Below are 21,807 nucleotides of genomic sequence, written 5' to 3'. Positions count from 1 at the left end.
ATCTCCTGGTTCGGTGACAGCGACGACAACGGCCGGATCGACTTCATCGCCTCGCCGTACTTCGACGGCGAGACCAAGGCGATCTACGACGCCGCGGCGAACGCCTGGTCCGGCAGCATCGTCGGCAAGAACGGCGAGATCCTCAAGTAGGATTCGCCACCCCTGACAAGGCCCGGCCCACCAGCCGGGCCTTGTGCTTTTTGTGGGTGCCGTTTTTGTCAGTGCCGTTTCTTGTGGGTGCCGTTTATGGGAGGTGTCTAGCGGCGGGCCACGCCGTCCTTGCGGGCCTGCTCGGCGACGGCGGCGCTCACCGCCGGAGCCACCCTCCGGTCGAACGGGCTCGGGATCACGTAGTCCTCCGTCACCAGATCGCCGACCACGGACGCGAGCGCGTGCGCGGCGGCCACCTTCATGTTCTCGGTGATCTCCCGGGCGCGCACGTCGATCGCGCCGCGGAACACCCCGGGGAAGGCGAGCACGTTGTTGATCTGGTTGGGGAAGTCCGACCGCCCGGTGGCCACCACGCGGGCGTGCTTGCGCGCCACGTCCGGGTAGACCTCGGGCGTCGGGTTGGACAGCGCGAACACGATCGAGTCCGTCGCCATGCTCGCGATCGCCTCCTCGCTCACCGTCGAGCCCGACAGGCCGATGAACACGTCCGCGCCGGCGAGGGCCTCCTCGGTCGAACCGGTGAACCCGGCCTTGTTGGTGTCGCGGGCCAGGGCCGCCTTGACCGGGTTCATGCCCTCCCGGCCGTCGTACAGCAGGCCCTTGCTGTCGGCGACCGCGATGTCCCCGATGCCCGCGGTGAGCAGGAACCGGCTCACCGCGATTCCCGAGGCGCCCGCGCCGGCGACGACCGCGCGCATTTCGCTCAGCGGGCGGCCGATCACCTTGGCGGCGTTGAGCAGCGCGGCGAGCGTCACGATCGCCGTGCCGTGCTGGTCGTCGTGGAAGACCGGGATGTCCAGCATGGCGCGCAGGCGGTCCTCGACCTCGAAGCAGCGCGGCGCGCTGATGTCCTCCAGGTTGACGCCGCCGAAGCTGGGCGCCAGGCGGGCCACGGTCTCCACCAGAGCGTCCACGTCGGTGCAGTCCAGGCAGATCGGCACCGCGTCGACGCCGCCGAACTCCTTGAACAGCAGCGCCTTGCCCTCCATGACGGGCATGGCCGCCGCGGGTCCGATGTCGCCGAGACCGAGGACCGCAGTGCCATCGGACACCACCGCGACCACTCCCGAGACCCACGTATAGTCGTTGACCAGGGCGGATTCCTCCGCGATCGCGGTGCACACCCGGGCCACCCCGGGCGTGTAGGCGAGCGCGAGGTCGTCGGCGTCGCGCACGGACACGGTCGCGCGCATCTCGATCTTGCCGCCCCGGTGCATGGCGAAGGCGGGATCCGAATCAAGCGTTTCCAGAGAAGGCGTCACAGTGACCCCACTGTTCTGATTGGGACAGGTACCTGGGTAGACGCCGCGGAAGGCGGAAGGCCCGGCTTCGGTAGCCGCCGGGAACCCCTGCCGAGGACGGTCGTCTCTCATCAAGGGGCACGGGGGTCACCCGTCGCTCGATTGTGCCATAAGGCGCGACCGTGGACGGTGGCCGGGTTGGCGCGTCGGCGTTGCCTGTCCGTTATGGGCGAAGTATCACACTGATCACATTTACCGACTGTGTTGGAGGTCGTCATGCCCTTGAGGTTCCCCCGCCGGAGCGTGCTCGCACTCACGGCCACCGTGCTCGCGGCCGTCGGCGGGCTCACCGCCTGCGGCGGATCGTCCGGCGACACCGGTACGACGACGGCGCAGTCGTCGGGCGGCGTCGCCCTGGTCAACGCCGGCAAGCTGACGACCTGCACCAACATTCCGTACGAGCCGTTCCAGTTCAACCAGGGCGGCAAGGTCGTGGGCTTCGACGTGGACATCGTGGACCTGGTGGCCAAGAAGCTCGGCGTCACCCAGGAGATCCTCGACATCGACTTCGCGGTGATCAAGAGCGGTGCGGCGCTCAACGCGGGCCGGTGCGACGTGGCCGCGGCCGGCATGACCATCACCGACGAGCGCAAGAAGAACCTCGACTTCTCCGTGCCGTACTTCGACGCCACCCAGGCGCTGCTGGCGAAGAAGGGCAGCGGCGTCACCTCCCTCGCCGACGTCAAGGCCAAGAACCTCAAGCTCGGCGCCCAGGCCTCGACCACCGGCCTGGACTACGTCAAGAAGCAGGGGTTCGACCCGGTCGAGTACGCCGACTCCCCCAAGGAGCTGTTCGCGCTGCAGGCCGGGCAGGTCGACGTGATCGTGCAGGACCTGCCGGTGGTGCTCACCTGGCTGAAGAAGCCGGAGGTGGCGGAGAAGTTCGAGCTGGCCGGCAACCTGGACACCGGTGAGCAGTACGGCATCGGCATGAAGAAGGGCAACGCCGCCCTGCTGAAGGTGGTCAACGAGACCATCGAGCAGGCCAAGAAGGACGGCACGTACAACGCGATCTACAAGAAGTGGTTCGGCGCCGAGCCGTCCGCCGCGCCCAGCCCCGCCGCCGGCTCATGACCACCCGGGCACGACCTCGGCTGAGTCCACGGCGCAGGCAGCGGATCAGCCGCGGAATCCAGTACGCCCTGCTGGTCGCCGTCCTCGTCGTCGTGATCCTGCTCGCGGACTGGCCGGCGATCCAGCAGTCGTTCTTCAACGCCGAGGTGGCCGGGCAGGGGCTGCCCGAGCTGTTCACCGTCGCGCTGAAGAACACGATCATCTACACGGTGACCGGGTACGCCCTGGGATTCGCCCTCGGGCTGCCGCTGGCGCTGATGCGGCTGTCCTCGGTGCCGCCGTACCGGTGGCTCGCCCGGATCTACGTCGAGATCTTCCGCGGCCTGCCCGCGCTGGTGATCTTCCTGATGATCGGCACCGGCCTGCCGGTCGCCTTCCCCGGCTTCGCGCTGCCCGGCGGGGTGTACGGCAGCGTCGCGGTCGCGCTCGCGCTGGTCTCGGCGGCGTACATGGCCGAGACCTTCCGGGCCGGGCTGCAGGCGGTGCCGAAGGGCCAGATGGAGGCGGCGCGCTCGCTCGGCATGCCGTACGGCCGCGCGATGGTCTCGATCGTCATCCCGCAGGCCGTCCGCATCGTGGTCCCGCCGCTCACCAACGAGTTGGTCCTGCTGTTCAAGGACTCCTCGCTGGTGCTGTTCCTCGGGGTCACCGCCGGACAGGTGGAGCTGGCCAAGTTCGGCAACGACCTGGCCTCCACCACCGCGAGCCCGACGCCCATCATCATGGCGGGAGCGACGTACCTGCTGATCACCATTCCGCTCGGGTACCTCGCCCGGAAGCTGGAAGCACGCCAGGGGAAGGGACGATGAGCGCCGAACCCGTTCAGCACGCCGTCGAGATCAGGAACCTGCACAAGTCGTTCGGCGACGTTCAGGTGCTGAAGGGCATCGACTTCACCGTCGATCCCGGGCAGGTGGTGTGCGTCATCGGCCCCTCCGGGTCGGGCAAGTCCACGTTGCTGCGCTGCGTCAACCTGCTGGAGGAGCCCACCTCCGGGCGGGTGTTCGTGGACGGCGTCGAGCTCACCGACCCGGACGTGGACATCGACGCGGCGCGGCGGCGCATCGGCATGGTGTTCCAGCAGTTCAACCTGTTCCCGCACCTGACGGTGCTGCGCAACGTGACGATCGCGCAGGAGCGGGTGCTGCGGCGCGGCAGGGGCGAGGCCGAGCGGGTCGCGCGGGACAACCTCGCCCGGGTCGGGCTCGCCGGGCGGGAGGGCGCCTATCCGGCGCAGCTGTCCGGCGGGCAGCAGCAGCGGGTCGCCATCGCGCGGGCGCTGGCGATGAACCCGGCGCTGATGCTCTTCGACGAGCCCACCTCGGCGCTCGACCCCGAGCTGGTCGGCGACGTGCTCACGGTGATGCGCAAGCTCGCCGAGGACGGCATGACCATGCTCGTGGTGACGCACGAGATGGGCTTCGCGCGCGAGGTCGCCGACCGGGTGGTGTTCATGGACGGCGGCGTCATCGTCGAGGAGGGCCCTCCGGAGCAGGTCATCGGCGATCCCGTGCACGAGCGCACCAGGACCTTCCTGCGCCGGGTGCTGCACCCCGAGGGCTGACCCGGCCCCGCCCGCGTGTAATACTCGATTGCGATTTCACTTCTTACGCATGGGGATCGCACGTGGACCTGGACTCATACGCCGAGCTCGCGGTTCACCTGGTGAACCACGAGGATCTCGGCAACCTCGACGGGCTGCGCACGCTGCTCGGCGAGACCGGACGCGGCCTGCAGGCGGCCCGCATCACCCGCGGCGACCTCGACGCCATCCGCGACCTGCGCGAGGAGCTGACGGCCGTCTTCGAGGCCGTGGCGAAGGGCGACGAGGAGGACGCGGTGGACCGGCTCAACATGCTGCTGATCCGGCATCCGGTCCATCCGCAGATCACCGGCCACGACGGGCAGCGCTGGCACCTGCACCTCACCGAGGGCGGCCGGGTCTACGACCAGTACGCGGTGAGCGCGGTCATGGGCCTGGCCACCCTGGTGACCCGGCTCGGCCTGGACCGCCTGGGCCTGTGCCAGGCCGCGCCGTGCCGCCGCGCCTACATCGACACCTCCTCCAACCGCTCGCGCCGCTACTGCTCCGAGCGCTGCGCCAGCCGGGCCAACGTGGCGGCGTACCGGGCGCGCAAGCGCGGGGCCGCGGCCCTGTGACCATCGGGGTGACTAGCGGGCGGGACTAGCGGGCGGGACTAGCGGGCGGGACTAGCGGGCGGGACTAGCGGGCGGGACTAGCGGGGGCGGATGCCGTACCGCAGCGGCCAGTAACGCAGCACCACGCGGCCGACCAGCAGCGGCGCGGGGACCGGGCCGAAGTCCCAGCTGTCGCGGCGGCCCGAGGCGCGCTGGTTGTCGCTCTCCAGCCACCAGCCCTCGTCGGGGCCGCCGCCGGTGAGGCGTTTGACGATCAGCCGCTCCGGGTCGGCGGGCAGCCGCGCGACGACCAGATCGCCCGCGCGGGGGGCGGCGGTGCGGCGCACGACCAGCCAGTCCCCCGGGCGCAGGGCGGGCAGCATCGATTCTCCGATGACACGCACGCGCAGGAACAACATCCCCGTCGGTGTGATCCTTTCGCTACCGGTAAGGTCGGATACGGAACCATGCTGTCAATCAGCATTGAGGAAGGACTTCCGATGCTCGCACGACTGCTTCGACCCAGGCACGAGGCGTCGGCCCACTGCGACCTGCCGTGCGGGGTCTACGACCCGGCGCAGGCCCGCATCGAGGCCGAGTCCGTCAAGGCGATCATGCAGAAGTACGCCGATAACGACGACCCGGTGTTCCGGGCCCGCGCGCTCACCATCAAGGAGGAGCGGGCCGAGCTGGTCAAGCACCACCTGTGGGTGCTGTGGACCGACTACTTCAAGCCGCCGCACCTGGAGAAGTACCCGCAGCTCCACCAGCTCTTCTGGGACGCCACAAAGCTGGCCGGCGCGGCGGGTGCCAAGGGCACCGTGGACGTCTCCAAGGCGGACGACCTGCTCGCCAAGATCGAGGAGATCTCCAAGATCTTCTGGGAGACCAAGGCCGCCTGAGACGGCGTCTGATCTGCAGAGTTTTGTCCGGGCCCCGCGTGGTGACAGACCACTCGGGGCCTGAACATTTGGTGCAAGATCACGACGGATCGGCGTGCCCAGGACACCAAAGGTGTCGCGGGGACGGTAGGTTGCAGTCAGCGGCTTTGTACGAGGAGGATCGTGGCTGACGAGACGGTGACGCGCGCTCAGGCGGGGGTGCGGGACGCGGTGAGCGTGCGCATGCCGGCGGTGAGCGCCTACCTGTCGGTGTTGCGTACGGCGACCGCCGGGCTCGCCGCGCGCCTGGATTTCACCATCGACCAGATCGAGGACCTGCGGATCGCGGTCGACGAGGCGTGCGCCATGCTGCTGCGCCAGGCCGTGCCCGGAACCGACCTCATCACGGAGTTCGAGCTCAACGGGCAGGAAATGATCGTGCGGGTCGAGGTGAGCACGGTCGGCACCGCCGAGCCGCGCCGCGACGACTTCGCCTGGATGGTCCTCACCGCGCTGGCCGACGAGGTCGACGCGGTCACCGGTTCCCCCGATCGCATGGCGATCGTGTTGCGCAAGCGGCGAGACGCGGCGGGGCCGGTGTGATGGAAAGGACCCATGCAATGGCCTCCAGCGACCACGCCGTGCCCGACCGGGTGCGCGCGCGCACGCTCTTCGCCGAGCTCGCTGGGCTGCCCGCCGACGACCCGCGCCGCCAGCGCATCCGCGACGAGCTGGTCGAGCTGCACCTGCCGCTGGTGGAGTACCTCGCCCGTCGTTTCCGCAACCGCGGCGAGTGGCTCGACGACCTCACCCAGGTGGCGACGATCGGGCTGATCAAGTCGATCGACCGGTTCGACCTCGACCGCGGCGTGGAGTTCTCCACGTACGCCACGCCGACGATCGTGGGCGAGATCAAGCGGCACTTCCGGGACAAGGGCTGGGCCGTACGGGTGCCGCGGCGGCTGCAGGAGCTCAAGCTCTCGCTGACCAAGGCGATCAGCGAGCTGTCCCAGCGGGAGGGCCGCGCCCCGACCGTGGGCGAGCTCGCCGCCCACCTGCAGATGAGCGAGGAGGACGTGCTGGAGGGCCTGGAGTCCGCCAACGCGTACTCCACGGTCTCGCTCGACGCGCCCGACTCCGGCGACGACGACGCGCCCGCGGTCGCCGACTCGCTCGGCATCGTGGACGACTCCCTCGAAGGGGTCGAGTATCGCGAATCGCTCAAGCCGCTGCTCGAACGGCTGCCGCCGCGCGAGAAGCGCATCCTGTTGCTGCGGTTCTTCGGCAACATGACCCAGTCCCAGATCGCCACCGAGCTGGGCATCTCGCAGATGCACGTGTCGCGGCTGCTCGCCCGCACGCTCGCGCAGTTGCGCGAGGGCCTGACCGCCGACGACTGACCGCCGACGACTGACCGCCGACGACCGACTGGCGACGATTGACCAGCGACGATTGACCAGCGACGATTGACTAGCGTGGACGGTGCCCGGGTCCCGAGCCCGGCCGCTTCCCCTCGGGAAAACCGCCGTCGTACAGCACCCGGGTGGTCGGCGGGGCCAGCAGCGTGATCAGTCCGGCGGCGGCGGCCACGAGCAGCGCCGCCCCCGGCACGACCCGGTCGGACTGGATCAGCGTGATCGCCACGGGCACCGCGAAGATCTGCGCGAGCACCCCCGGGGAGCGGCTCCACCGCTGCGCGGTGAACGCGCCGTAGGCCACCCACACCAGTGCGGCGCCGATGACCACGCCGATCGCCGCCTCGGCGATGGACGTGGAGACGTCGATGGGATCGCCGACCACGGTGACCACGGCGGCGATGCCGCCGAGGCCCAGGATGGTCAGCCCTTCCAACGCGAGAACGGCCGCGGCGAGGGCCAGCGTGAACGGAGGCTTGGACACATCGGGCAACACTACCTGCCGATACGCTTTTCGGCATGCGCGCATTGCTGCTGGTCAATCCCAAGGCCACGACGACGACGAAACGCACGCGGGACGTTTTGATCCGTGCCCTGGGCGCGGCCGTGGATCTGTCGGTGGAGGAGACCGCCTACCGGGGGCACGCCGCCGCGCTCGCGGAGACGGCGCGGGAGAAGGGCTTCGACGTGGTGGCCGTGCTCGGCGGCGACGGCACGATCAACGAGACGGTGAACGGGCTGATCGGAGGCGGTCCGACCGACGGCCGCCCGGCGCTGATGGTGATCCCCGGCGGCAGCGCCAACGTGTTCGCCCGGGCGCTCGGGCTGCCGAACAACGCGGTGGAGGCGACGGGCGTGGCCCTGGAGGCGTTGCGCGAGGGGCGGCGCAGGACGATCAATCTCGGGGTGGCCGTCAGCGACGACGGCGATGGGCGCTATTTCACCTTTTGCGCTGGCGTGGGGTACGACGCCGAGGTGGTGCGCGCGGTCGAGGCGTTGCGCGGGGCGGGTCATCGGGCCGGCCCTTTCCTTTACACCAGCACGGCGGTGCGGCACTACTTCCTGACCGATCGCCGCCGCCCGGCGCTGCGGCTGGAGCGCCCCCGGCAGCCCGGCGCGGACGATCTGTTCATGGCGATCATCTCCAACACCGCGCCGTGGACGTACGCGGGCTCGCTGGCGATCAACCCCACGCCGTGGGCGGGCTTCGACACCGGCCTCGACATGCTCGCGCTGCGAAGAATGGGATTGCCGACGATGCTGAGGGTAGTACCGCAGATTCTGCGGCAGCGCGACACGCTCCTGCGCGGCCGTCACCTGGTCCAGACGCACGACGAGGAGGAGTTCACGTTGGTGGCGAAACGCCCGATAGCGTTCCAACTCGACGGTGACTACCTGGGGGAACGCGAGCGGGTCACGTTTCGGTCAGCGCCGAACGCATTACAGGTGCTTGTCTAACCGACTACACTACGTGATGGTGTGATGCATCCAACAGTCATAACAGACAAAACCTTCAGCCAAACCTCTTGCGTGGGGTTGGGCCGCCTGAAAAGCTCATCTTGACGTCGGAACGTAGGACCTTTACGGGAGATCTCCCCCACGAAGGTCTTCGGCGATCATACCGAAGGGCCCGGAACGTCGTGTTTCGGGCCAGTGTTTGCCACGCCTAGTGAATTGCTTCACAAAGTACGGCCCCACACGGAGCCCGCGAGCTCCACTGACGAAGGAGTGGAACGCATGGACTGGCGCCACCGAGCTGCCTGCCGTGACGTGGACCCCGAACTGTTCTTCCCGATCGGCAACAGCGGACCCGCCCTGATGCAGATCGAAGAGGCCAAGCAGGTCTGCCGTCAGTGCCCCGTCAGCGACCCCTGCCTGAAGTGGGCCCTGGAGTCCGGCCAGGACGCCGGCGTCTGGGGTGGCCTGAGCGAGGACGAGCGCCGCGCCCTCAAGCGCCGTGCCGCCCGCGCGCGTGCCCGCGCCGCCGTCTGACATTCCCCTCCGCCTCATCCGCTTCTTCGGCCGTACGAGCCTATAGCAGTGGCGATCCCCCCGTCCCACCGGGCGGGGGGATCGACCTTTCAGGACGGCAGCGGGAGCGACAGGGTGACCTTCGTCCCGCCGCCCTCGCGCGGGGCGATGGCGAGCCGTCCCGACAGCTCGCCCACCACCAGCGTGCGCACGATCTGCAGGCCCAGGCTGGTGGAGTCGTCGAGGTCGAAGTCCGCCGGGATGCCCCGGCCGTTGTCGGCGACCACCACCTCCAGCCGCTCCGCGCCCCGCGTGGCCTGCACCGTCAGCTCTCCCGAACACCGCACGAAGCCGTGCTGCACCGCGTTCTGCAGCAGCTCGGCCAGGACCATCGCCAGCGGCGTGGCGACGATCGAGGGCAGCACCCCGAACGAGCCCAGCCGGCGCGGCACGACCGGGGCCACCGACACCTCGCCGGTCATCGCCATCACCCGGTCGGCGATGTCGTCGAAGTCGACCATCTCCTCGGGGGTGTGCGCCAGGGTCTCGTGCACGATCGCGATCGACCCCACCCTGCGCACCGCCTCCTCCAGCGCCTCCCGGCCCTCGGGCACGCTCAGCCTGCGGGCCTGCAGCCGCAGCAGCGCGGCCACCGTCTGCAGGTTGTTCTTCACCCGGTGGTGGATCTCCCGGATGGTGGCGTCCTTGGTCATCAGCTCCCGCTCGCGGCGGCGCAGCTCGGTCACGTCGCGGATCAGCACGAGCGCGCCGATGCGCCCGCCGCCGACGATCAGCGGGATCGCCCGCAGCTGCACCACCGTGCCGCCGGACTCCACCTCGGTCTCCCGGGGGGCCCGCCCGCTCGCCACGATCATCAACGACTCGTCCACCGGCTCGTCGGAGTAGCACAGCTCGGCGGTGACCTTGCCGAGGTCGGCGCCGACCAGGTCGGCGTGCAGGCCCAGCCTGCGGTACGCCGACAGGGCGTTGGGCGAGGCGTAGGTGACCCTGCCCGCCCGGTCCAGGCGCAGCAGGCCGTCGCCGACGCGCGGGGAGCGCACCAGGATCGGCTCGTCCTCGCGGAACGGGAACCGGCCCTCGGCCACCATCTGCGCCAGGTCGGAGGCGCTTTGCAGGTAGGTCAGCTCCAGCCGGGAGGGGGTACGGGCCGACGACAGGTTGGTGGAGCGCTGGATCACGCCGATGACGCTGCCCTGCGGGTCGCCGCCGGGGGCCACGCGCCGTACCGGGATCGTCTCCTCCCGCACCGGCACGCCGCTGGACCAGTCGGGGTCGCCCTCGCGGCAGATGCGGTGCTCGGTCCAGGCCGCGTCCAGCAGCGGCCGCTCCCCCTTGGCGACCACCGTGCCGACGACGTCGTCGTGGTACACGGTGGGGCCGGTGGTGGGGCGCATCTGGGCCACGGCCAGCCAGGAGGAGCCGTCCCGCAGCGGGATCCACAGGATGAGGTCGGCGAAGGACAGATCGGCGAGCAACTGCCAGTCGGAGACCAGCGAGTGCATCCACTCCACGTCGGCGGAGTCGAGCGCGGTGTGCCGCGCCACCAAATCGCTAAGAGTCGGCACGAGTGCATCATGCGTGGTCGGAGGCCGGAAAAGCGAATCGCCGACCCGGCTGGTTCCTCGCGCCGCCTTTACGGTTATTCTGAACCACCATCTGTGACCTGCCGGGACGGACTGTGGCCGGGCCTTGTGGAGCTTGACGGCACGGTCCAAGCTGAGTTCGGATGATCTCGCGGTGATCGGTGGCGCCGCGAGTTGGAGGAGGCCTCGTGATTGGGCATAACGGTCAGGACGCGAGGCGCTCCGTCGGCGGGTCCCGGAAGGAGTTCTGATGGCGGAAGAATCCCCCCGGGTTCCGAAATACTACGACGTGAAACGGAGCCTGCTGGAACTCACCAAAACCCTGCCCCCGGGCAGCGCGCTGCCGCCCGAGCGCACGCTCGCGGTCCGCTTCGAGACCTCCCGCACCACCGTACGGCAGGCCCTCGCCGAGCTGGTGATCGAGGGACGGCTGCTGCGCATCCAGGGCAAGGGCACGTTCGTCGCCCAGCCCAAGGTCGCGCAGGTGCTTCAGCTCACCTCCTACACCGGCGACCTGCGCACCGTCGGCCTCGAGCCCGACACCAAGATCCTCGACATCAGCTACGTCACCGCCGAGGAGACCCTCGCCCGGCGGCTCGCCATCAACCCCGGCGGCCGGGTGCTGCGCATCCACCGGCTCCGCCTCGCCAACGGCGAGCCGATGTCGATCGACACCACGCACCTGTCGGCCCGGCGCTTCCCCCGGCTGCGGCGCGAGTTGGAGGCCCACTCCTCGCTGTACGAGACGCTGCACACCGCCTATGGGGTACGGCTCACCGACGCCGAGGAGATCATCGAGACCGTGCTCGCCACGCCGTACGACGCCCAGGTGCTCGGCGTGGACGTGGGCCTGCCGATGCTGCTGCTGACCCGGCACGCCTTCGACGCCGACGGCAATCCGGTGGAGTGGGCGCAGTCGCTCTACCGCGGGGACCGCTACCGGTTCGTCACCCGGCTGCGGCGGCCGATCTCCTGACGCTTCTCAGCCTAAGTGACCCGCTGGTAACGTTCGCGCATGGACTCTGCAAAGCACGCCGGTGACATCGCTGTCGCCGTCTCCCGCACCTATGGCGTGGAGACCATGTTCACCCTGTCGGGCGGGCACGTGTTCCCCCTCTACGACGGAGCCGTGCACGAGAAGACGCGCATCCTCGACGTGCGCCACGAGCAGAGTGCCGTGTTCGCGGCCGAGGCGACGGCGCGGCTGACGCGGCAGCCGGGGCTGGCGGTGCTCACCGCCGGGCCGGGCGTCACCAACGGCGTCAGCGGCGTGGCCACCGCGCACTTCAACGGCTCCCCCGTGGTCGTGATGGGGGGCAGGGCGCCGCTGTCGCGCTGGGGCTCGGGCGCGCTGCAGGAGATGGACCACCCGCCCCTGGTGGAGCCGATCACCAAGCTCGCCTTCACCGCGTCCTCGGCCGAGAGCATCGGGCAGGACGTGGCGATGGCCTTCCGGTCGGCCATCGCCCCGCACCGCGGCCCGGTGTTCCTCGACTTCTACATGGACCACCTGTTCGCCCCCGTGCCCGAGCCCGCCGCCGAGTCCGGTGCGGGGGCCGACCCCGAGCCGCTCACCCCCTCGCCGCTGGAACCCGACTCCGACGCCCTCGCCGCCATCGCCCGCCTCATCGCCGAGGCCGAGCGGCCGGTGCTCGTGCTCGGCTCGGACGTGTGGATGGAGCGCGCCGAGGAGGCCGCCCGCGACTTCGCCGAGGAGTACCGCCTGCCGGTCATCCCCAACGGCCAGGGCCGCGGCATCCTGCCCTCGGGGCACGAGCTGCTCGTCACCCGCGCCCGTGGCGTCGCCTTCGGCCAGGCCGACCTGGTGATCGTCGCCGGCGCCCCGCTCGACTTCCGCCTCGGCTACGGCTGGTTCGGCGGCAAGAACGACCTGCCGCTCGCCAAGGTCGTGCACCTGGCCGACGCGCCCTCGCAGATCGCCGAGCACATCCAGCCCGCCGGATCCGCCGCCGGCGACCTCTCCCTGGTCTTCTGGGGGCTGAGCTCGGCGTGCGCCGAGGCCAAGGTCTCCCCCACGCGGTACGCGCCCTGGCTCGCGAAGCTGTCGGAGGCCGACGCGGCGGCGAGGTCGGGCGACGCCGAGCTGCTCTCCTCGGACGCCGACCCGATCCACCCCATGCGCATCTACGGCGAGCTGAACAAGGTGCTCGCCGACGACGCGGTGATCATCGGCGACGGCGGCGACTTCGTGTCCTACGCCGGCAAGTACATCGAGCCGATCCAGCCCGGCTGCTGGCTCGACCCCGGCCCCTACGGCTGCCTCGGCACCGGCCTCGGCTACGCGATCGCCGCCCGGCTGGCCCGGCCCTCCTCGCAGGTGGTGCTGCTGCTCGGCGACGGCGCGGCCGGGTTCTCCCTGATGGACGTGGACAGCCTCGTGCGGCACAACCTGCCCGTCGTCATGATCTGCGGCAACAACGGGATGTGGGGTCTTGAGAAGCACCCCATGCAGATGCTGTACGGCTACGACGTGGCCGCCGAGCTGCGCCCGCAGACCCGCTACGACCAGGTGGTGACCGCGCTGGGCGGCGGCGGGGAGATGGTCACCTCGCCGGACGAGCTCGGGCCCGCGCTGCGGCGGGCGTTCGACGCGGGCGTGCCGTACCTGGTGAACGTGATCACCGATCCGGCCGTCGCCTATCCGCGCACGACCACCGGCGTCTAGTCACGGGGCGTCTAGTCATGGGGAGGGCGTCGGGGACGGCGTCGGGGAACCCTCGCCGGGACACTCGACCCCACGGTCCACCACGAGCCGGACGGCGGTGCCCGCCGGAACCCTGCGCTCCGGCTCCGGATCCTGGGCGAGCACCTCGGTGCACAGCCCGGTGTCGGGATCGTCGCTCACCACCACCCGGGCGGACAGGCCCGCCTTCCGGAGCGTGGCCAGGGCCTCCTGCTCGGAGAGCCCTTCCACGTACGGCACCTTCCGCAGCACGGTGGGCGTCGGGGTCGGGGAAGTGGTGGTCTTGGTGGGCTTGGGCGTGGAGGACGTCGAGGGAGTCGATGACGGCTTGGGGGTACGCGAGGGCCGGGACGTGGCCGGCTCCTTCGTGGGGGGCCTGTGGGTCCGGGGCCTGGTCGGCCGCGGGCTCTCCTGCGGAGCCTGCGTCGACCCGACGGAGGGATCGCCCGCGCCCGAGCGGATCGCGGCCGGAGGGCTCTCCTGGTCGCCGGTGGCCGCCACGCTGTTGATGCCGAAGGCCGCGAGCCCGCCGAACAGGGCCGCCCCGACGGCGATGCCGGTGAACAGCCCCGCCCGGCTGCGGCGCGGCCGGGCGTGTCCCTGGCCGGTGAGCGTCTGCTGGTACGGCTCGCTCGGGTACGGCTCGCTCGGGTACGGCTCGCTCGGGTACGGCTCGCTCGGGTACGGCTGGGCGTACGGGGGCGGATGGTGGGTGGGCGGCGGCTCCCCCTGCAGCGACTGCGTCCCGGCGGCGGCCGGCGTGAGGATGGCCTGGCGGGCGGCCTGGCCCATCGCGGCGGCGCTCGGCCAGCGGCTGCCGGGATCCTTGGCGAGGGCGCGCTCGACCACGTGCCTGACCGCGGGCGGCAGCTCAGGCGGCAGCGGGGGCGGCGCCTCCCGGATGTGTTTGAGGGCGATCGTCACGGGGGACTCGCCGTCGAAAGGGCGCTGCCCCGCCAGGCACTCGTAGGCGACCACGCCGAGCGCGTAGATGTCCACCAGGGGCGTGACCGGCTGGCCCTCGGCCTGCTCGGGCGCGCAGTAGGCCGCGGTGCCGAGCACCATGCCGGCGTCGGTGAGGCGGTTGGCCGCCTCCGACCGCGCGATGCCGAAGTCGGTGAGCACGAGCCGCCCGTCGGCGCGCACCAGCAGGTTGCCCGGCTTGATGTCGCGGTGCACGATCCCCCGCTCGTGCACGGCCTGCATCGCGTCGGCGGCCTGGGCGATCAGTTCCATCGCGGGCTCGGGGGCGATGCGGCCGAGCCGGGTGAGCAGCCGGTCCAAGGGCTCCCCGTCGACGAAACGCATCACCAGGAACGCGGTCGGCCCGTCGCCCGGCACCTCGGTGACGCCGTAGTCGTAGACGTCCACCACCCCCGGGTGGTTGATCGTCGCCATGGCGCGGGCCTCGCCCTGGAATCGCACCACGAAACCAGGGTCGTTCATGCGGTCCGGAAGCAACAGTTTGACGGCGACGGTGCGAGCAAGGACGATGTCCTCGCCCCGCCACACCTCGCCCATGCCGCCGGCGCCGAGCCGGTCGTCCAAGCGGTAACGCCCCGCCAGGGTCGTCCCTTGGGCCACCATGGTCCCCCGTACCCCCCTTGTAGTGGTACGACTCTTTACACCCCAGTCTTGACAACAAAGCAGATTCGTATCGCGGACAGATCACACGCAGATCACAAGATCCGGAGGACGGGTGGCGATGATTCTCGCTCTCCCCGTGTGAGCGCCGCGAAACAGGGTAGACCTAGCCGGTTGCGCGTGCCCGGGATTCGGCCGGACGCCCCCGTCCCACCGGTTCCCTCGGCACGTGGATTCCAGCCTATAAGGTGACGACCATGACGCTTAGCCTGGGTGCCCGCGCCCAGATCCTGGTCATGGTGGAGCGGGGGGACACCGCGACGCGCGTGGGCAGCGGCGACGTGCCCGTGCTCGCCACGCCGCGTCTGCTCGCCCTGGCCGAGGCCGCCACCGTCCAGGCGGTGCGGGACGGGCTGGAGCCCGGTCAGACCTCGGTCGGCACCCGGGTGGAGCTCGAGCACCGGGCCGCCAGCCCGGTCGGCGCGCACGTCGAGATCGTCGCGGAGCTCACCGAGGTGGACGGCCGGCGGCTCGTCTTCTCCTTCATCGCCCGCGACCGCGACCGGGTCGTCGCCGCCGGAGTGATCGAGCGCGTGGTCGTCGACCGGGAGCGCTTCCTCGCCAAGCTGTACGGCTGACGCCTACTCGATGACGGCGATGAGGTCGCCCTCCTGGATGACGTCGCCCTCGGCGACCTTGATCTGCAGGACCGTGCCCGGATCCTCGGCCAACACCGGGATCTCCATCTTCATCGACTCCAGGATGACCAGCGTGTCGCCCACGTCCACGGTCGTCCCCTCGGTCACCACGACCTGAAAGACGTTCGCCACCATCTCCGCGCGCACTTCCGCCACGGCACACTCCTTCGACCGGCGATCGGCGAGTCACCACCCTACTGGCCGCCCGTCCGGACCACGGTGACCACCGCGTCGACCACGGCCGGGTCGAACTCCTCGCCGGTGTCCGCGCGCAGCCGCTCCAGCGCCGCCGCGGCCCGGTCCCGGTCGTCCGACCCGCCGACCAGGTCGTCGTAGGCGTTGGCGACCTTGATGATCCGGCTCGCCGTCGGCACGCCGGGACCGGGGGCGTCGCACTGGCGGCGCACGATCTCGGCCACCCGGTCGAGCACCCCGGTCTTGCGGATCACCTCGGCGCCCAGCTCGGCGATGCGCCGGGCCTGGCCCCGGTCGGTGAGCACGGTGGCGCCCCCGGGGATCGGGTCGGCGAGCGAGAGCTGCCCGATGTCGTGCATGAGCGCCGCGTACTCCAGCTCCAGCAGCTCCGGCTCGGACATGCCGAGCTCCCGGCCGATCGCCAGCGACAGGCGGCTCACCCGGCGCGAGTGCCCGTGGTCGACGTAGCCGCCGACCTCGGGGACCCGGGCGAGGGCCCGCACCGTCTGCAGGTAGGTGGCCCGGATGCCGGCGTACTTGCGGAAGGCCACCTGGGTCACCAGCAGCGGCGCGGCGAACACCAGCAGGGCGACCAGGCCCATGCTGTGCGAGGCGAGCGCGAGCAGCGTGCCGGAGGCGCCGACGGCCGCGCCGAGCGGCCCGGCGATGCGCATCTCGTCGCGGATCGCGACGGCGAGGGCGGTGCGCACCCGCCCGGCGCGCAGCGCGGCGGCGACCGCGACGTCGGCGAGCAGCATCGCGGCGACCAGCGTGACCATCGCGGCCAGCGGGAGCCACCACTGGCCCTGCGGCGTCCCGTACCCGGTGGAGGCGTACAGCTCGCCGCTGAAGGGGCGGTAGAGGACGGCGACCAGGGCGACGGCGAGCAGCCGCCGGGCCATCGCCTCCATCCGGGGCGGGCGGCCGACGGCGAGGTGCGGCAGCGCGCCGGCGATCACGCCGACGGCCGTCACCGCGATCACCTGCAGGGCGGTGTGCCCGGCGGGGCGGCCCTCCACGTCGAGCAGCATGGCGTAGCCGAGGGCGGCGGCGGTCGAGATCGGGGCGGTCTCGCGGTTGCCCGGCATCGTCATCCGGGCGAGCTCGCCGCAGGCGATCAGCGCGCCGAAGGCGATGGCGACGTCCGTCTCGACCAGGCCGGTCGCGGCGACGTGCGCCACGCCCGCGACCGTGAGCAGGCCGGCGGCGACGCCGAGCAGCGGCAGGCCCGGGCCGATCCGCCGCCTGGCGTGGGGGCGGCTATCGCTCCGCGGCGACCTGGATGGGCGTTGTCGGGTCGTCATGATCCTTGATCACTGTCTGGTCGGAGTCGGTGGGCGGGGCGGTCACCCTCCCGGGCGGATCCCAGCCCTCCCGGCGCAGCGCGGCGACGAACGCGTCGACCATGGAGGGGTCGAACTGGGTGCCCGCGTTCTTGCGCAGCTCCGCGATCGCCGTCTCGGGGGATTTCGCCCTGCGGTAGGAGCGGTCGGAGGTCATCGAGTCGAAGGCGTCGGCGACCGCGATCACGCGGGCGAACTCCGGGATCTCGTCCCCGGCCAGGCCCATCGGGTAGCCCTTGCCGTCCTGCCGCTCGTGATGGTGCATGATCCCGGCGAACGCCTCGTCGAGGAAGTCGATGCCGCGCACGATCTCCAGGCCGCGCATGGGGTGCAGCTGGATCGCGGCGTACTCCTCCTCGGTGAGGCTGCCCTCCTTCTGCAGCACCTTGGTGGGCACGCCGAGCTTGCCCACGTCGTGCAGCATGCCGGCGTAGCGGATGGCGCGCAGCCGCTCGCCGCTCATCCCGATCTCCATGGCGATCATCGTCGCCGCCTTGGACACCCGGGTGCAGTGGCCGCGCGTGTAGTAGTCCTTGGTCTCCACCGCCTGGCACAGCGCCGCCATCGTCGCCTCGTACGAGCGCTCCTGGGCGCGGTACTGCCCGAAGGCCCAGCGGGCGACGAACATCGGCAGCAGCACGAGCACCGCCGAGATCGACTGCACGGTGGCCCACAGCCCGGCGATGAGCAGGCCGAACGTCGCGTACCCGAGGTAGGAGGCGAAGAAGCGGGCGGTGTCGCCGATCGGCACCTGGTCGCCGCGCACCACCGAGGCGAGCCGCAGCAGGATCGCCATGTGCAGGACGTTGAGCGGCACGAAGACCGCCGCCGCCGCGGCGTACGGCCCGATCAGGTCGGCGAACGGCACGACGGGCGGCCCCGGAGGACCGCCCGCCAGCCGGTAGACCTCGCCGGCGACGTAGCCGCACATCGCGAACTGGGCGCCGTTGAACAGGCGCTTCACCAGCGGCAGGCCGGGGCGCACGCTCAGCACGGCGACGGTGCCGACGAGGGTGGCGCCCAGCGGGCCCACCAGGACCACGGCGGCGAGCACGGCGGAGAAGCTCACCGAGATGGCGGTCTGCTCGACGTTGAGCAGCGTCGGCACCGACTCGCAGACCAGAAACAGCAGCGCGAGCACGACCAGCGTCCGCCAGTCGGGGCCCCCCAGCCCACCGCCGGTGATGAAGGTACGCCAGATCAGCACCGCCACCGCTGTGACCAGCGCGACGATGTAGACCCTCGCGGGCCACGGGAGTTCACGCACGACGGCCACCTCGGCATCGGCCGGGGCACGCTCAGGTCCAGGAGATGCCGGTCACCTCCCGGGTGAGCACTTCCCTCGCCATCAGCGGCCCCACGTCGGAATTTCCGCCTTTCAGGCTACAGAAAACGACGTCGCCGGGCCGCCGGGTCCGCCAATCGCATCCAATATGTAATCAAACAACTACGCACTGCCAAGCGGCTACGCCGTGCCAAGCGACTAGGCGGTGCCAAGCGCCTCCCGGCGGCGGCGCGCCCACTCGACCGTCGCCTTCAGGCCCACCGCCAGCTCGGTGCGCGGCCGCCAGCCCAGGCCCGCCAGGGCGGGGGCGGGATCGACGGCCATGGCGGGCAGGTCGCCGAGCCGCGGTGGCGCGAAGCCCGGCTCGTCGGGCGCGTTCGCGGCGGCGGCCACCAGGCGGTGCAGCTCACGGTCGGTGGTCTGCAGGCCGGTGCCGAGGTTGTATCGTTCCCGGTTGCCGCGCGGGCCGCAGGCCTTGGCGAAGGCGTCCACGACGTCCTCGACGAAGATGTAGTCGCGGGTCTGGCCTCCGTCGCCGTAGACGACGGTCGGTTTGCCCGCGAGCAGGGCGTCGGTGAAGATCGAGACCACGCCGGCCTCGCCCTCGGGCGACTGGCGCGGGCCGTACACGTTCGACAGCACGAGCGTGGTGTACTCCAGGCCGTACAGCGCGTTGTAGGTCGCCAGGTACAGCTCGCCGCTCAGCTTCGAGGCCGCGTACGGCGAGCGCGGGTCGGTGGCCGCGCCGTGCGGCACCGGGATCACCGCGGGCCGGCCGTACACCGCGACCGAGGAGGCGAAGACCACCTTGCGCACCCCGGCCCTGTGGGCGGCCTCCAGCACGTTGATCGTGCCCTCGACGTTGACCCGCGCGTCGTGCGCGGGCTCGGCCACGCTCCGGCGCACGCTGATCTGCGCGGCCAGATGGCACACGACCTCCGGCCGCCACGCCTCCATCACGCCGGTCAGCGCCGGCTCGGCCACGCCCATCTCGTAGAGCGCGAAGCCGTCGTGCTTCGCGGCGTCGACGAGATTCTCCTGGTCGCCCGACGACATGTCGTCGACGACCGCGACCTCGTGCCCGTCGGCCAGCAGCCGATCGACGAGATTGGATCCGATGAAACCGGCTCCCCCGGTAACCAGTACACGCATGCGGGAAGCCTACGGGGTAAGGCGCTCGGCCTCGATGTTCTCCACCATCTCGACACGGACCTGCTCGATGCGGGACATGACGCGGGCGCGCAGGTCCTCGGGCACCGGGTCACAGCCGCAGCTCTTGGCCACGAGCTGCTTGACGACCTTGTCCAGACCGTACTCCTGCAGACACGGGCCGCACTCGTCGAGGTGGCGGCGGATGTCGCCGCACCAGTCGTCGTCGAGCTCGCCGTCCAGGTAGGCGTAAACCCGGTCAAGCACGTCCGAACAGTCGGTCTCGTGGGGATTTCCGCAACTCATCGCCGGTCCTCCGAAGGCACGAGTCCGCGCTCGCGCGCGTAGTCCTCAAGTAGCGTCCGCAGCTGACGGCGGCCGCGGTGCAGTCGCGACATCACGGTGCCGATCGGCGTGCCCATGATGTCGGCGATCTCCTTGTACGGGAAGCCCTCCACGTCGGCGAGGTAGACCGCGATGCGGAACTCCTCGGGCAGCGCCGCGAGCGCCTGCTTGACGTCGCTGTCGGGGAGGTGCTCGAGCGCCTCGATCTCGGCCGATTTCAGGCCGCTCGAGGTGTGCGACTCGGCGCGCGCGAGCTGCCAGTCCTCGACCTCCTCCGCGCCCGACTGCTTCGGCTCCCGCTGTTTCTTGCGGTAGGAGTTGATGAAGGTGTTGGTGAGGATGCGGTAGAGCCACGCCTTGAGGTTCGTCCCCTCCTGGAACTGGTGGAAGGACGCGAACGCCTTGGCGAAGGTCTCCTGAACGAGATCCTCCGCATCCGCCGGATTGCGGGTCATCCGGAGCGCGGCCGAGTAGAGCTGGTCGAGGTAGGGCATCACGTCCCGCTCGAACCGATCTCCGCGCTGCTCCAGAGTCTCCGTCGCTACGTTGGAGACCGGACCCACCCCCTTAGAACCGCCGTACCAAGCCGAGAATACCGGCTCATCCACGGCCGCTCGGTCAGCAACGGGGGCAAGCAGCATGAAACCTCCTCATTCTTATGCCCGCTTGAAACACCGGCGTCGTACCATCTTGTTCCCGCGCCAAGATGAAGGTGACGAACGACCCGGTGCGGGGAAAAACCTACGTACCGGTTAGTAGCGATCCCACGGAGAGCCCCGACGTCCAGGAGCCGCTCGTGCTGCCAATTCCGGCGAAAGAACTGAACGGTTCAGGTGCGCTCGGGCCGTACTGGACCTTCTACAACGCCGTCGCCGCGGAGCAGCTGCGGCAGTGGCTCCCCGAGCGACCCGCGCTGCTGCTGGACATCTCCGGCGGTCGGGGACGCTGGGCCGCGCAGGCCGCGCGGGCGGGCCATCAGGTGATCGAGGTCCTCGACTTCCGCCGCAGCGCCGAGCCCTGGCTGCGCGACGCCGCCGACGACCGCATCCGCCGCGTCCGCGCCGACGACCTGTCCTTCCTGCCGGACGCGAGCGTGGACGGGGTGATCGCCGAGGAGCGCGCCCTGTCGGTCGAGATCATGGCCGAGTCCGCGCTCGCCGACGCGGCCCGGGTGCTGCGGCCGGGCGGGCGCATGCTGATCTCGGTCGACTCGCTCGTGCTCGGCATGGCGATCCTCGCCGAGCAGAACTTCTGGGCGCACCTGCGGCAGACCGGCGAGGTCATGCTCGTGCCGTGGCCGGACGGCAGCATCACCCGGTGCTTCTCCAGCGCCCAGCTGCGCGAGCTGCTCACCGGCGCGGGGCTGACCGTGGAGTGGGTACGGCCGCGCACGGTGTTGTCGCCGTCCACCGTGGACCACGTGCTGTTGTACGACGCGCGGTCGCTGAGCCGGCTGGTGCGGACCGAGCTGGAGTCCCGGCCGGACGACGACGACACCGTGGGGATCCACCTGGTGGCGAGCGCCAGGCGCGACTGAGCGTTTTTGGGCCGTGCCCAACCGTGCGCTCAGTGGCGGCGTCGCTCCAGCTTGGACTGGCACTGCACGCAGCGGTCGGCCTCGGGCCGCGCCTCAAGACGGCCCTCGGGGACGGGACGGGCGCAGTCGACGCAACGTCCGTAGGTGCCCTCGTCCAGGCGCTTGAGCGCGCTCAGCACGGCCGAGCGCTGCCGGGAGGCCACGTCGAGCATCGCCTGCAGGCGGTCGGCCTCGGTCAGACCGGCGCCGGCGTCGGCGGCCGACCGCTCGCCGCCGGGCTCGTCCCGCAGCGTCCTGATCGACCGCTCCAGGTCGTCCAGCATGCTCTTCAGACGCTTGCGAACCTTGACATCGTCCACGGACCACACCTCCGGGTATGGGGCATCGGCCGGTCGGGACCCCCGGTCTCCC

25 protein-coding genes are annotated in these 21,807 nt (G+C 70.7%); 13 read left to right on the top strand and 12 right to left on the bottom strand.

Translation table 11 applies throughout. From position 1 onward, the window contains the following. Positions 1 to 257 precede the first annotated feature (257 nt). A complete protein-coding gene (locus AB0K60_RS37040; protein WP_364066328.1) occupies positions 258 to 1,388 on the bottom strand; it encodes an NADP-dependent malic enzyme in 1,131 nt (376 codons plus the stop codon). 300 nt (positions 1,389 to 1,688) lie between these two features. On the opposite strand from AB0K60_RS37040, the gene AB0K60_RS37035 reads away from it, so the two are divergent. The 4 genes from AB0K60_RS37035 to AB0K60_RS37020 all read left to right on the top strand — a co-directional run bounded on the left by AB0K60_RS37035 (position 1,689) and on the right by AB0K60_RS37020 (position 4,706). Beyond that, positions 1,689 to 2,546: a transporter substrate-binding domain-containing protein gene (locus tag AB0K60_RS37035; protein WP_364066321.1), complete on the top strand. Its 858-nt coding sequence runs from the start codon at positions 1,689 to 1,691 to the stop codon at positions 2,544 to 2,546. Further along, entirely contained in the window at positions 2,543 to 3,355 is an 813-nt protein-coding gene (locus AB0K60_RS37030) for an amino acid ABC transporter permease (protein ID WP_364066319.1), read from the top strand. The genes AB0K60_RS37035 and AB0K60_RS37030 overlap by 4 nt, the downstream gene beginning before the upstream one ends. After that, complete coding sequence (locus AB0K60_RS37025; RefSeq protein ID WP_364066317.1) at positions 3,352 to 4,110, top strand: amino acid ABC transporter ATP-binding protein; 759 nt, start codon at positions 3,352 to 3,354, stop codon at positions 4,108 to 4,110. The genes AB0K60_RS37030 and AB0K60_RS37025 overlap by 4 nt, the downstream gene beginning before the upstream one ends. Before the next feature lie 62 nt (positions 4,111 to 4,172). Next, positions 4,173 to 4,706, top strand: a complete 534-nt coding sequence (locus AB0K60_RS37020; protein ID WP_364066315.1) for a CGNR zinc finger domain-containing protein — start codon at positions 4,173 to 4,175, stop codon at positions 4,704 to 4,706. A gap of 77 nt (positions 4,707 to 4,783) precedes the next feature. Here AB0K60_RS37020 and AB0K60_RS37015 read toward each other — a convergent pair whose 3' ends face one another. Next, entirely contained in the window at positions 4,784 to 5,104 is a 321-nt protein-coding gene (locus tag AB0K60_RS37015) for a S26 family signal peptidase (protein WP_364066312.1), read from the bottom strand. Between the two features lie 81 nt (positions 5,105 to 5,185). Here AB0K60_RS37015 and sodN point away from each other — a divergent pair, with 81 nt between their 5' ends. From sodN to AB0K60_RS37000, 3 genes are all read left to right on the top strand, one after another. Next, positions 5,186 to 5,587, top strand: a complete 402-nt coding sequence (gene sodN, locus AB0K60_RS37010; protein ID WP_364066310.1) for a superoxide dismutase, Ni — start codon at positions 5,186 to 5,188, stop codon at positions 5,585 to 5,587. Between the two features lie 222 nt (positions 5,588 to 5,809). Beyond that, the gene (locus tag AB0K60_RS37005) at positions 5,810 to 6,169 is read left to right on the top strand and encodes an anti-sigma factor (protein WP_364066326.1); all 360 of its coding nucleotides are present in this window, start codon (positions 5,810 to 5,812) and stop codon (positions 6,167 to 6,169) included. 17 nt (positions 6,170 to 6,186) lie between these two features. Next, positions 6,187 to 6,966 carry an RNA polymerase sigma factor SigF gene (locus AB0K60_RS37000; RefSeq protein ID WP_364066308.1) on the top strand — a complete coding sequence of 260 codons (780 nt, stop codon included), beginning with the start codon at positions 6,187 to 6,189 and terminating at the stop codon, positions 6,964 to 6,966. A gap of 70 nt (positions 6,967 to 7,036) precedes the next feature. Here the strand turns inward: AB0K60_RS37000 and AB0K60_RS36995 are convergent, their stop codons facing one another. Continuing rightward, a complete protein-coding gene (locus AB0K60_RS36995) occupies positions 7,037 to 7,465 on the bottom strand; it encodes a hypothetical protein (protein ID WP_364066306.1) in 429 nt (142 codons plus the stop codon). Positions 7,466 to 7,500: 35 nt separating this feature from the next. Between AB0K60_RS36995 and AB0K60_RS36990 the strand changes: the two genes are divergently transcribed. Together AB0K60_RS36990 and AB0K60_RS36985 are read left to right on the top strand one after the other, a co-directional pair. After that, complete coding sequence (locus AB0K60_RS36990) at positions 7,501 to 8,439, top strand: diacylglycerol kinase family protein (protein WP_364066303.1); 939 nt, start codon at positions 7,501 to 7,503, stop codon at positions 8,437 to 8,439. A 279-nt stretch (positions 8,440 to 8,718) separates the two neighbouring features. Beyond that, on the top strand, positions 8,719 to 8,973 hold the full coding sequence (locus tag AB0K60_RS36985) for a WhiB family transcriptional regulator (protein WP_364066300.1): 255 nt from the start codon (positions 8,719 to 8,721) through the stop codon (positions 8,971 to 8,973). Between the two features lie 89 nt (positions 8,974 to 9,062). Here the strand turns inward: AB0K60_RS36985 and AB0K60_RS36980 are convergent, their stop codons facing one another. Beyond that, positions 9,063 to 10,538 (bottom strand): PAS domain-containing sensor histidine kinase, encoded by a 1,476-nt coding sequence (locus AB0K60_RS36980; protein WP_364066298.1) that lies wholly within the window; start codon positions 10,536 to 10,538, stop codon positions 9,063 to 9,065. A 268-nt stretch (positions 10,539 to 10,806) separates the two neighbouring features. Here AB0K60_RS36980 and AB0K60_RS36975 point away from each other — a divergent pair, with 268 nt between their 5' ends. Together AB0K60_RS36975 and AB0K60_RS36970 are read left to right on the top strand one after the other, a co-directional pair. Continuing rightward, positions 10,807 to 11,532 (top strand): GntR family transcriptional regulator, encoded by a 726-nt coding sequence (locus tag AB0K60_RS36975; RefSeq protein WP_364066296.1) that lies wholly within the window; start codon positions 10,807 to 10,809, stop codon positions 11,530 to 11,532. A 39-nt stretch (positions 11,533 to 11,571) separates the two neighbouring features. Continuing rightward, on the top strand, positions 11,572 to 13,242 hold the full coding sequence (locus tag AB0K60_RS36970; RefSeq protein ID WP_364066293.1) for an acetolactate synthase: 1,671 nt from the start codon (positions 11,572 to 11,574) through the stop codon (positions 13,240 to 13,242). A 15-nt stretch (positions 13,243 to 13,257) separates the two neighbouring features. On the opposite strand, the gene AB0K60_RS36965 is transcribed toward AB0K60_RS36970, so the two are convergent. Further along, on the bottom strand, positions 13,258 to 14,847 hold the full coding sequence (locus AB0K60_RS36965; protein WP_364066291.1) for a serine/threonine protein kinase: 1,590 nt from the start codon (positions 14,845 to 14,847) through the stop codon (positions 13,258 to 13,260). 254 nt (positions 14,848 to 15,101) lie between these two features. Between AB0K60_RS36965 and AB0K60_RS36960 the strand changes: the two genes are divergently transcribed. Then, the gene (locus AB0K60_RS36960) at positions 15,102 to 15,482 is read left to right on the top strand and encodes a hotdog domain-containing protein (RefSeq protein WP_364066289.1); all 381 of its coding nucleotides are present in this window, start codon (positions 15,102 to 15,104) and stop codon (positions 15,480 to 15,482) included. Positions 15,483 to 15,485: 3 nt separating this feature from the next. Here AB0K60_RS36960 and AB0K60_RS36955 read toward each other — a convergent pair whose 3' ends face one another. The 6 genes from AB0K60_RS36955 to AB0K60_RS36930 form a co-directional block, all read right to left on the bottom strand. Next, positions 15,486 to 15,698, bottom strand: coding sequence for a biotin/lipoyl-binding carrier protein (locus AB0K60_RS36955; protein ID WP_364066287.1), 213 nt, complete (start codon positions 15,696 to 15,698; stop codon positions 15,486 to 15,488). A 38-nt stretch (positions 15,699 to 15,736) separates the two neighbouring features. Beyond that, entirely contained in the window at positions 15,737 to 17,041 is a 1,305-nt protein-coding gene (locus AB0K60_RS36950; RefSeq protein ID WP_364066284.1) for an HD domain-containing phosphohydrolase, read from the bottom strand. Next, on the bottom strand, positions 16,998 to 18,347 hold the full coding sequence (locus AB0K60_RS36945) for an HD-GYP domain-containing protein (protein ID WP_364066282.1): 1,350 nt from the start codon (positions 18,345 to 18,347) through the stop codon (positions 16,998 to 17,000). The genes AB0K60_RS36950 and AB0K60_RS36945 overlap by 44 nt, the downstream gene beginning before the upstream one ends. Positions 18,348 to 18,563: 216 nt before the next feature. Continuing rightward, a complete protein-coding gene (locus AB0K60_RS36940; protein ID WP_364066280.1) occupies positions 18,564 to 19,517 on the bottom strand; it encodes an NAD-dependent epimerase/dehydratase family protein in 954 nt (317 codons plus the stop codon). Between the two features lie 9 nt (positions 19,518 to 19,526). Continuing rightward, positions 19,527 to 19,820 carry a mycothiol system anti-sigma-R factor gene (gene rsrA, locus AB0K60_RS36935; RefSeq protein WP_364066277.1) on the bottom strand — a complete coding sequence of 98 codons (294 nt, stop codon included), beginning with the start codon at positions 19,818 to 19,820 and terminating at the stop codon, positions 19,527 to 19,529. After that, complete coding sequence (locus AB0K60_RS36930) at positions 19,817 to 20,500, bottom strand: sigma-70 family RNA polymerase sigma factor (protein WP_364066275.1); 684 nt, start codon at positions 20,498 to 20,500, stop codon at positions 19,817 to 19,819. Before AB0K60_RS36930 ends, rsrA begins: the two co-directional genes overlap by 4 nt. 155 nt (positions 20,501 to 20,655) lie before the next feature. Between AB0K60_RS36930 and AB0K60_RS36925 the strand changes: the two genes are divergently transcribed. Then, a complete protein-coding gene (locus tag AB0K60_RS36925; RefSeq protein ID WP_364066273.1) occupies positions 20,656 to 21,396 on the top strand; it encodes a methyltransferase domain-containing protein in 741 nt (246 codons plus the stop codon). Between the two features lie 29 nt (positions 21,397 to 21,425). On the opposite strand, the gene AB0K60_RS36920 is transcribed toward AB0K60_RS36925, so the two are convergent. Then, positions 21,426 to 21,755, bottom strand: a complete 330-nt coding sequence (locus AB0K60_RS36920) for a TraR/DksA C4-type zinc finger protein (RefSeq protein WP_364066271.1) — start codon at positions 21,753 to 21,755, stop codon at positions 21,426 to 21,428. Positions 21,756 to 21,807 lie beyond the last annotated feature (52 nt).

Origin of the sequence: Thermopolyspora sp. NPDC052614 (assembly GCF_040678635.1) — a bacterium.
Taxonomy (GTDB): Bacteria; Actinomycetota; Actinomycetes; order Streptosporangiales; family Streptosporangiaceae; genus Thermopolyspora.
This window is presented reverse-complemented; position numbering and strand designations above follow the sequence as displayed.

What these genes read in the sequence shown, in the direction of transcription:
- AB0K60_RS36930 (WP_364066275.1), bottom strand. Translation starts at nt 20,500, where the DNA reads ATGCTGCTTGCCCCCGTTGCTGACCGAGCGGCCGTGGATGAGCCGGTA.
- AB0K60_RS36960 (WP_364066289.1), top strand. Translation starts at nt 15,102, where the DNA reads ATGACGCTTAGCCTGGGTGCCCGCGCCCAGATCCTGGTCATGGTGGAG.
- AB0K60_RS36970 (WP_364066293.1), top strand. Translation starts at nt 11,572, where the DNA reads ATGGACTCTGCAAAGCACGCCGGTGACATCGCTGTCGCCGTCTCCCGC.
- AB0K60_RS36950 (WP_364066284.1), bottom strand. Translation starts at nt 17,041, where the DNA reads ATGACGACCCGACAACGCCCATCCAGGTCGCCGCGGAGCGATAGCCGC.
- AB0K60_RS37030 (WP_364066319.1), top strand. Translation starts at nt 2,543, where the DNA reads ATGACCACCCGGGCACGACCTCGGCTGAGTCCACGGCGCAGGCAGCGG.
- AB0K60_RS36975 (WP_364066296.1), top strand. Translation starts at nt 10,807, where the DNA reads ATGGCGGAAGAATCCCCCCGGGTTCCGAAATACTACGACGTGAAACGG.
- AB0K60_RS37015 (WP_364066312.1), bottom strand. Translation starts at nt 5,104, where the DNA reads ATGTTGTTCCTGCGCGTGCGTGTCATCGGAGAATCGATGCTGCCCGCC.
- AB0K60_RS37035 (WP_364066321.1), top strand. Translation starts at nt 1,689, where the DNA reads ATGCCCTTGAGGTTCCCCCGCCGGAGCGTGCTCGCACTCACGGCCACC.
- AB0K60_RS36965 (WP_364066291.1), bottom strand. Translation starts at nt 14,847, where the DNA reads ATGGTGGCCCAAGGGACGACCCTGGCGGGGCGTTACCGCTTGGACGAC.
- AB0K60_RS37000 (WP_364066308.1), top strand. Translation starts at nt 6,187, where the DNA reads ATGGCCTCCAGCGACCACGCCGTGCCCGACCGGGTGCGCGCGCGCACG.
- AB0K60_RS37040 (WP_364066328.1), bottom strand. Translation starts at nt 1,388, where the DNA reads ATGCACCGGGGCGGCAAGATCGAGATGCGCGCGACCGTGTCCGTGCGC.
- sodN (WP_364066310.1), top strand. Translation starts at nt 5,186, where the DNA reads ATGCTCGCACGACTGCTTCGACCCAGGCACGAGGCGTCGGCCCACTGC.
- AB0K60_RS36940 (WP_364066280.1), bottom strand. Translation starts at nt 19,517, where the DNA reads ATGCGTGTACTGGTTACCGGGGGAGCCGGTTTCATCGGATCCAATCTC.
- rsrA (WP_364066277.1), bottom strand. Translation starts at nt 19,820, where the DNA reads ATGAGTTGCGGAAATCCCCACGAGACCGACTGTTCGGACGTGCTTGAC.
- AB0K60_RS36990 (WP_364066303.1), top strand. Translation starts at nt 7,501, where the DNA reads ATGCGCGCATTGCTGCTGGTCAATCCCAAGGCCACGACGACGACGAAA.
- AB0K60_RS37005 (WP_364066326.1), top strand. Translation starts at nt 5,810, where the DNA reads ATGCCGGCGGTGAGCGCCTACCTGTCGGTGTTGCGTACGGCGACCGCC.
- AB0K60_RS36985 (WP_364066300.1), top strand. Translation starts at nt 8,719, where the DNA reads ATGGACTGGCGCCACCGAGCTGCCTGCCGTGACGTGGACCCCGAACTG.
- AB0K60_RS37025 (WP_364066317.1), top strand. Translation starts at nt 3,352, where the DNA reads ATGAGCGCCGAACCCGTTCAGCACGCCGTCGAGATCAGGAACCTGCAC.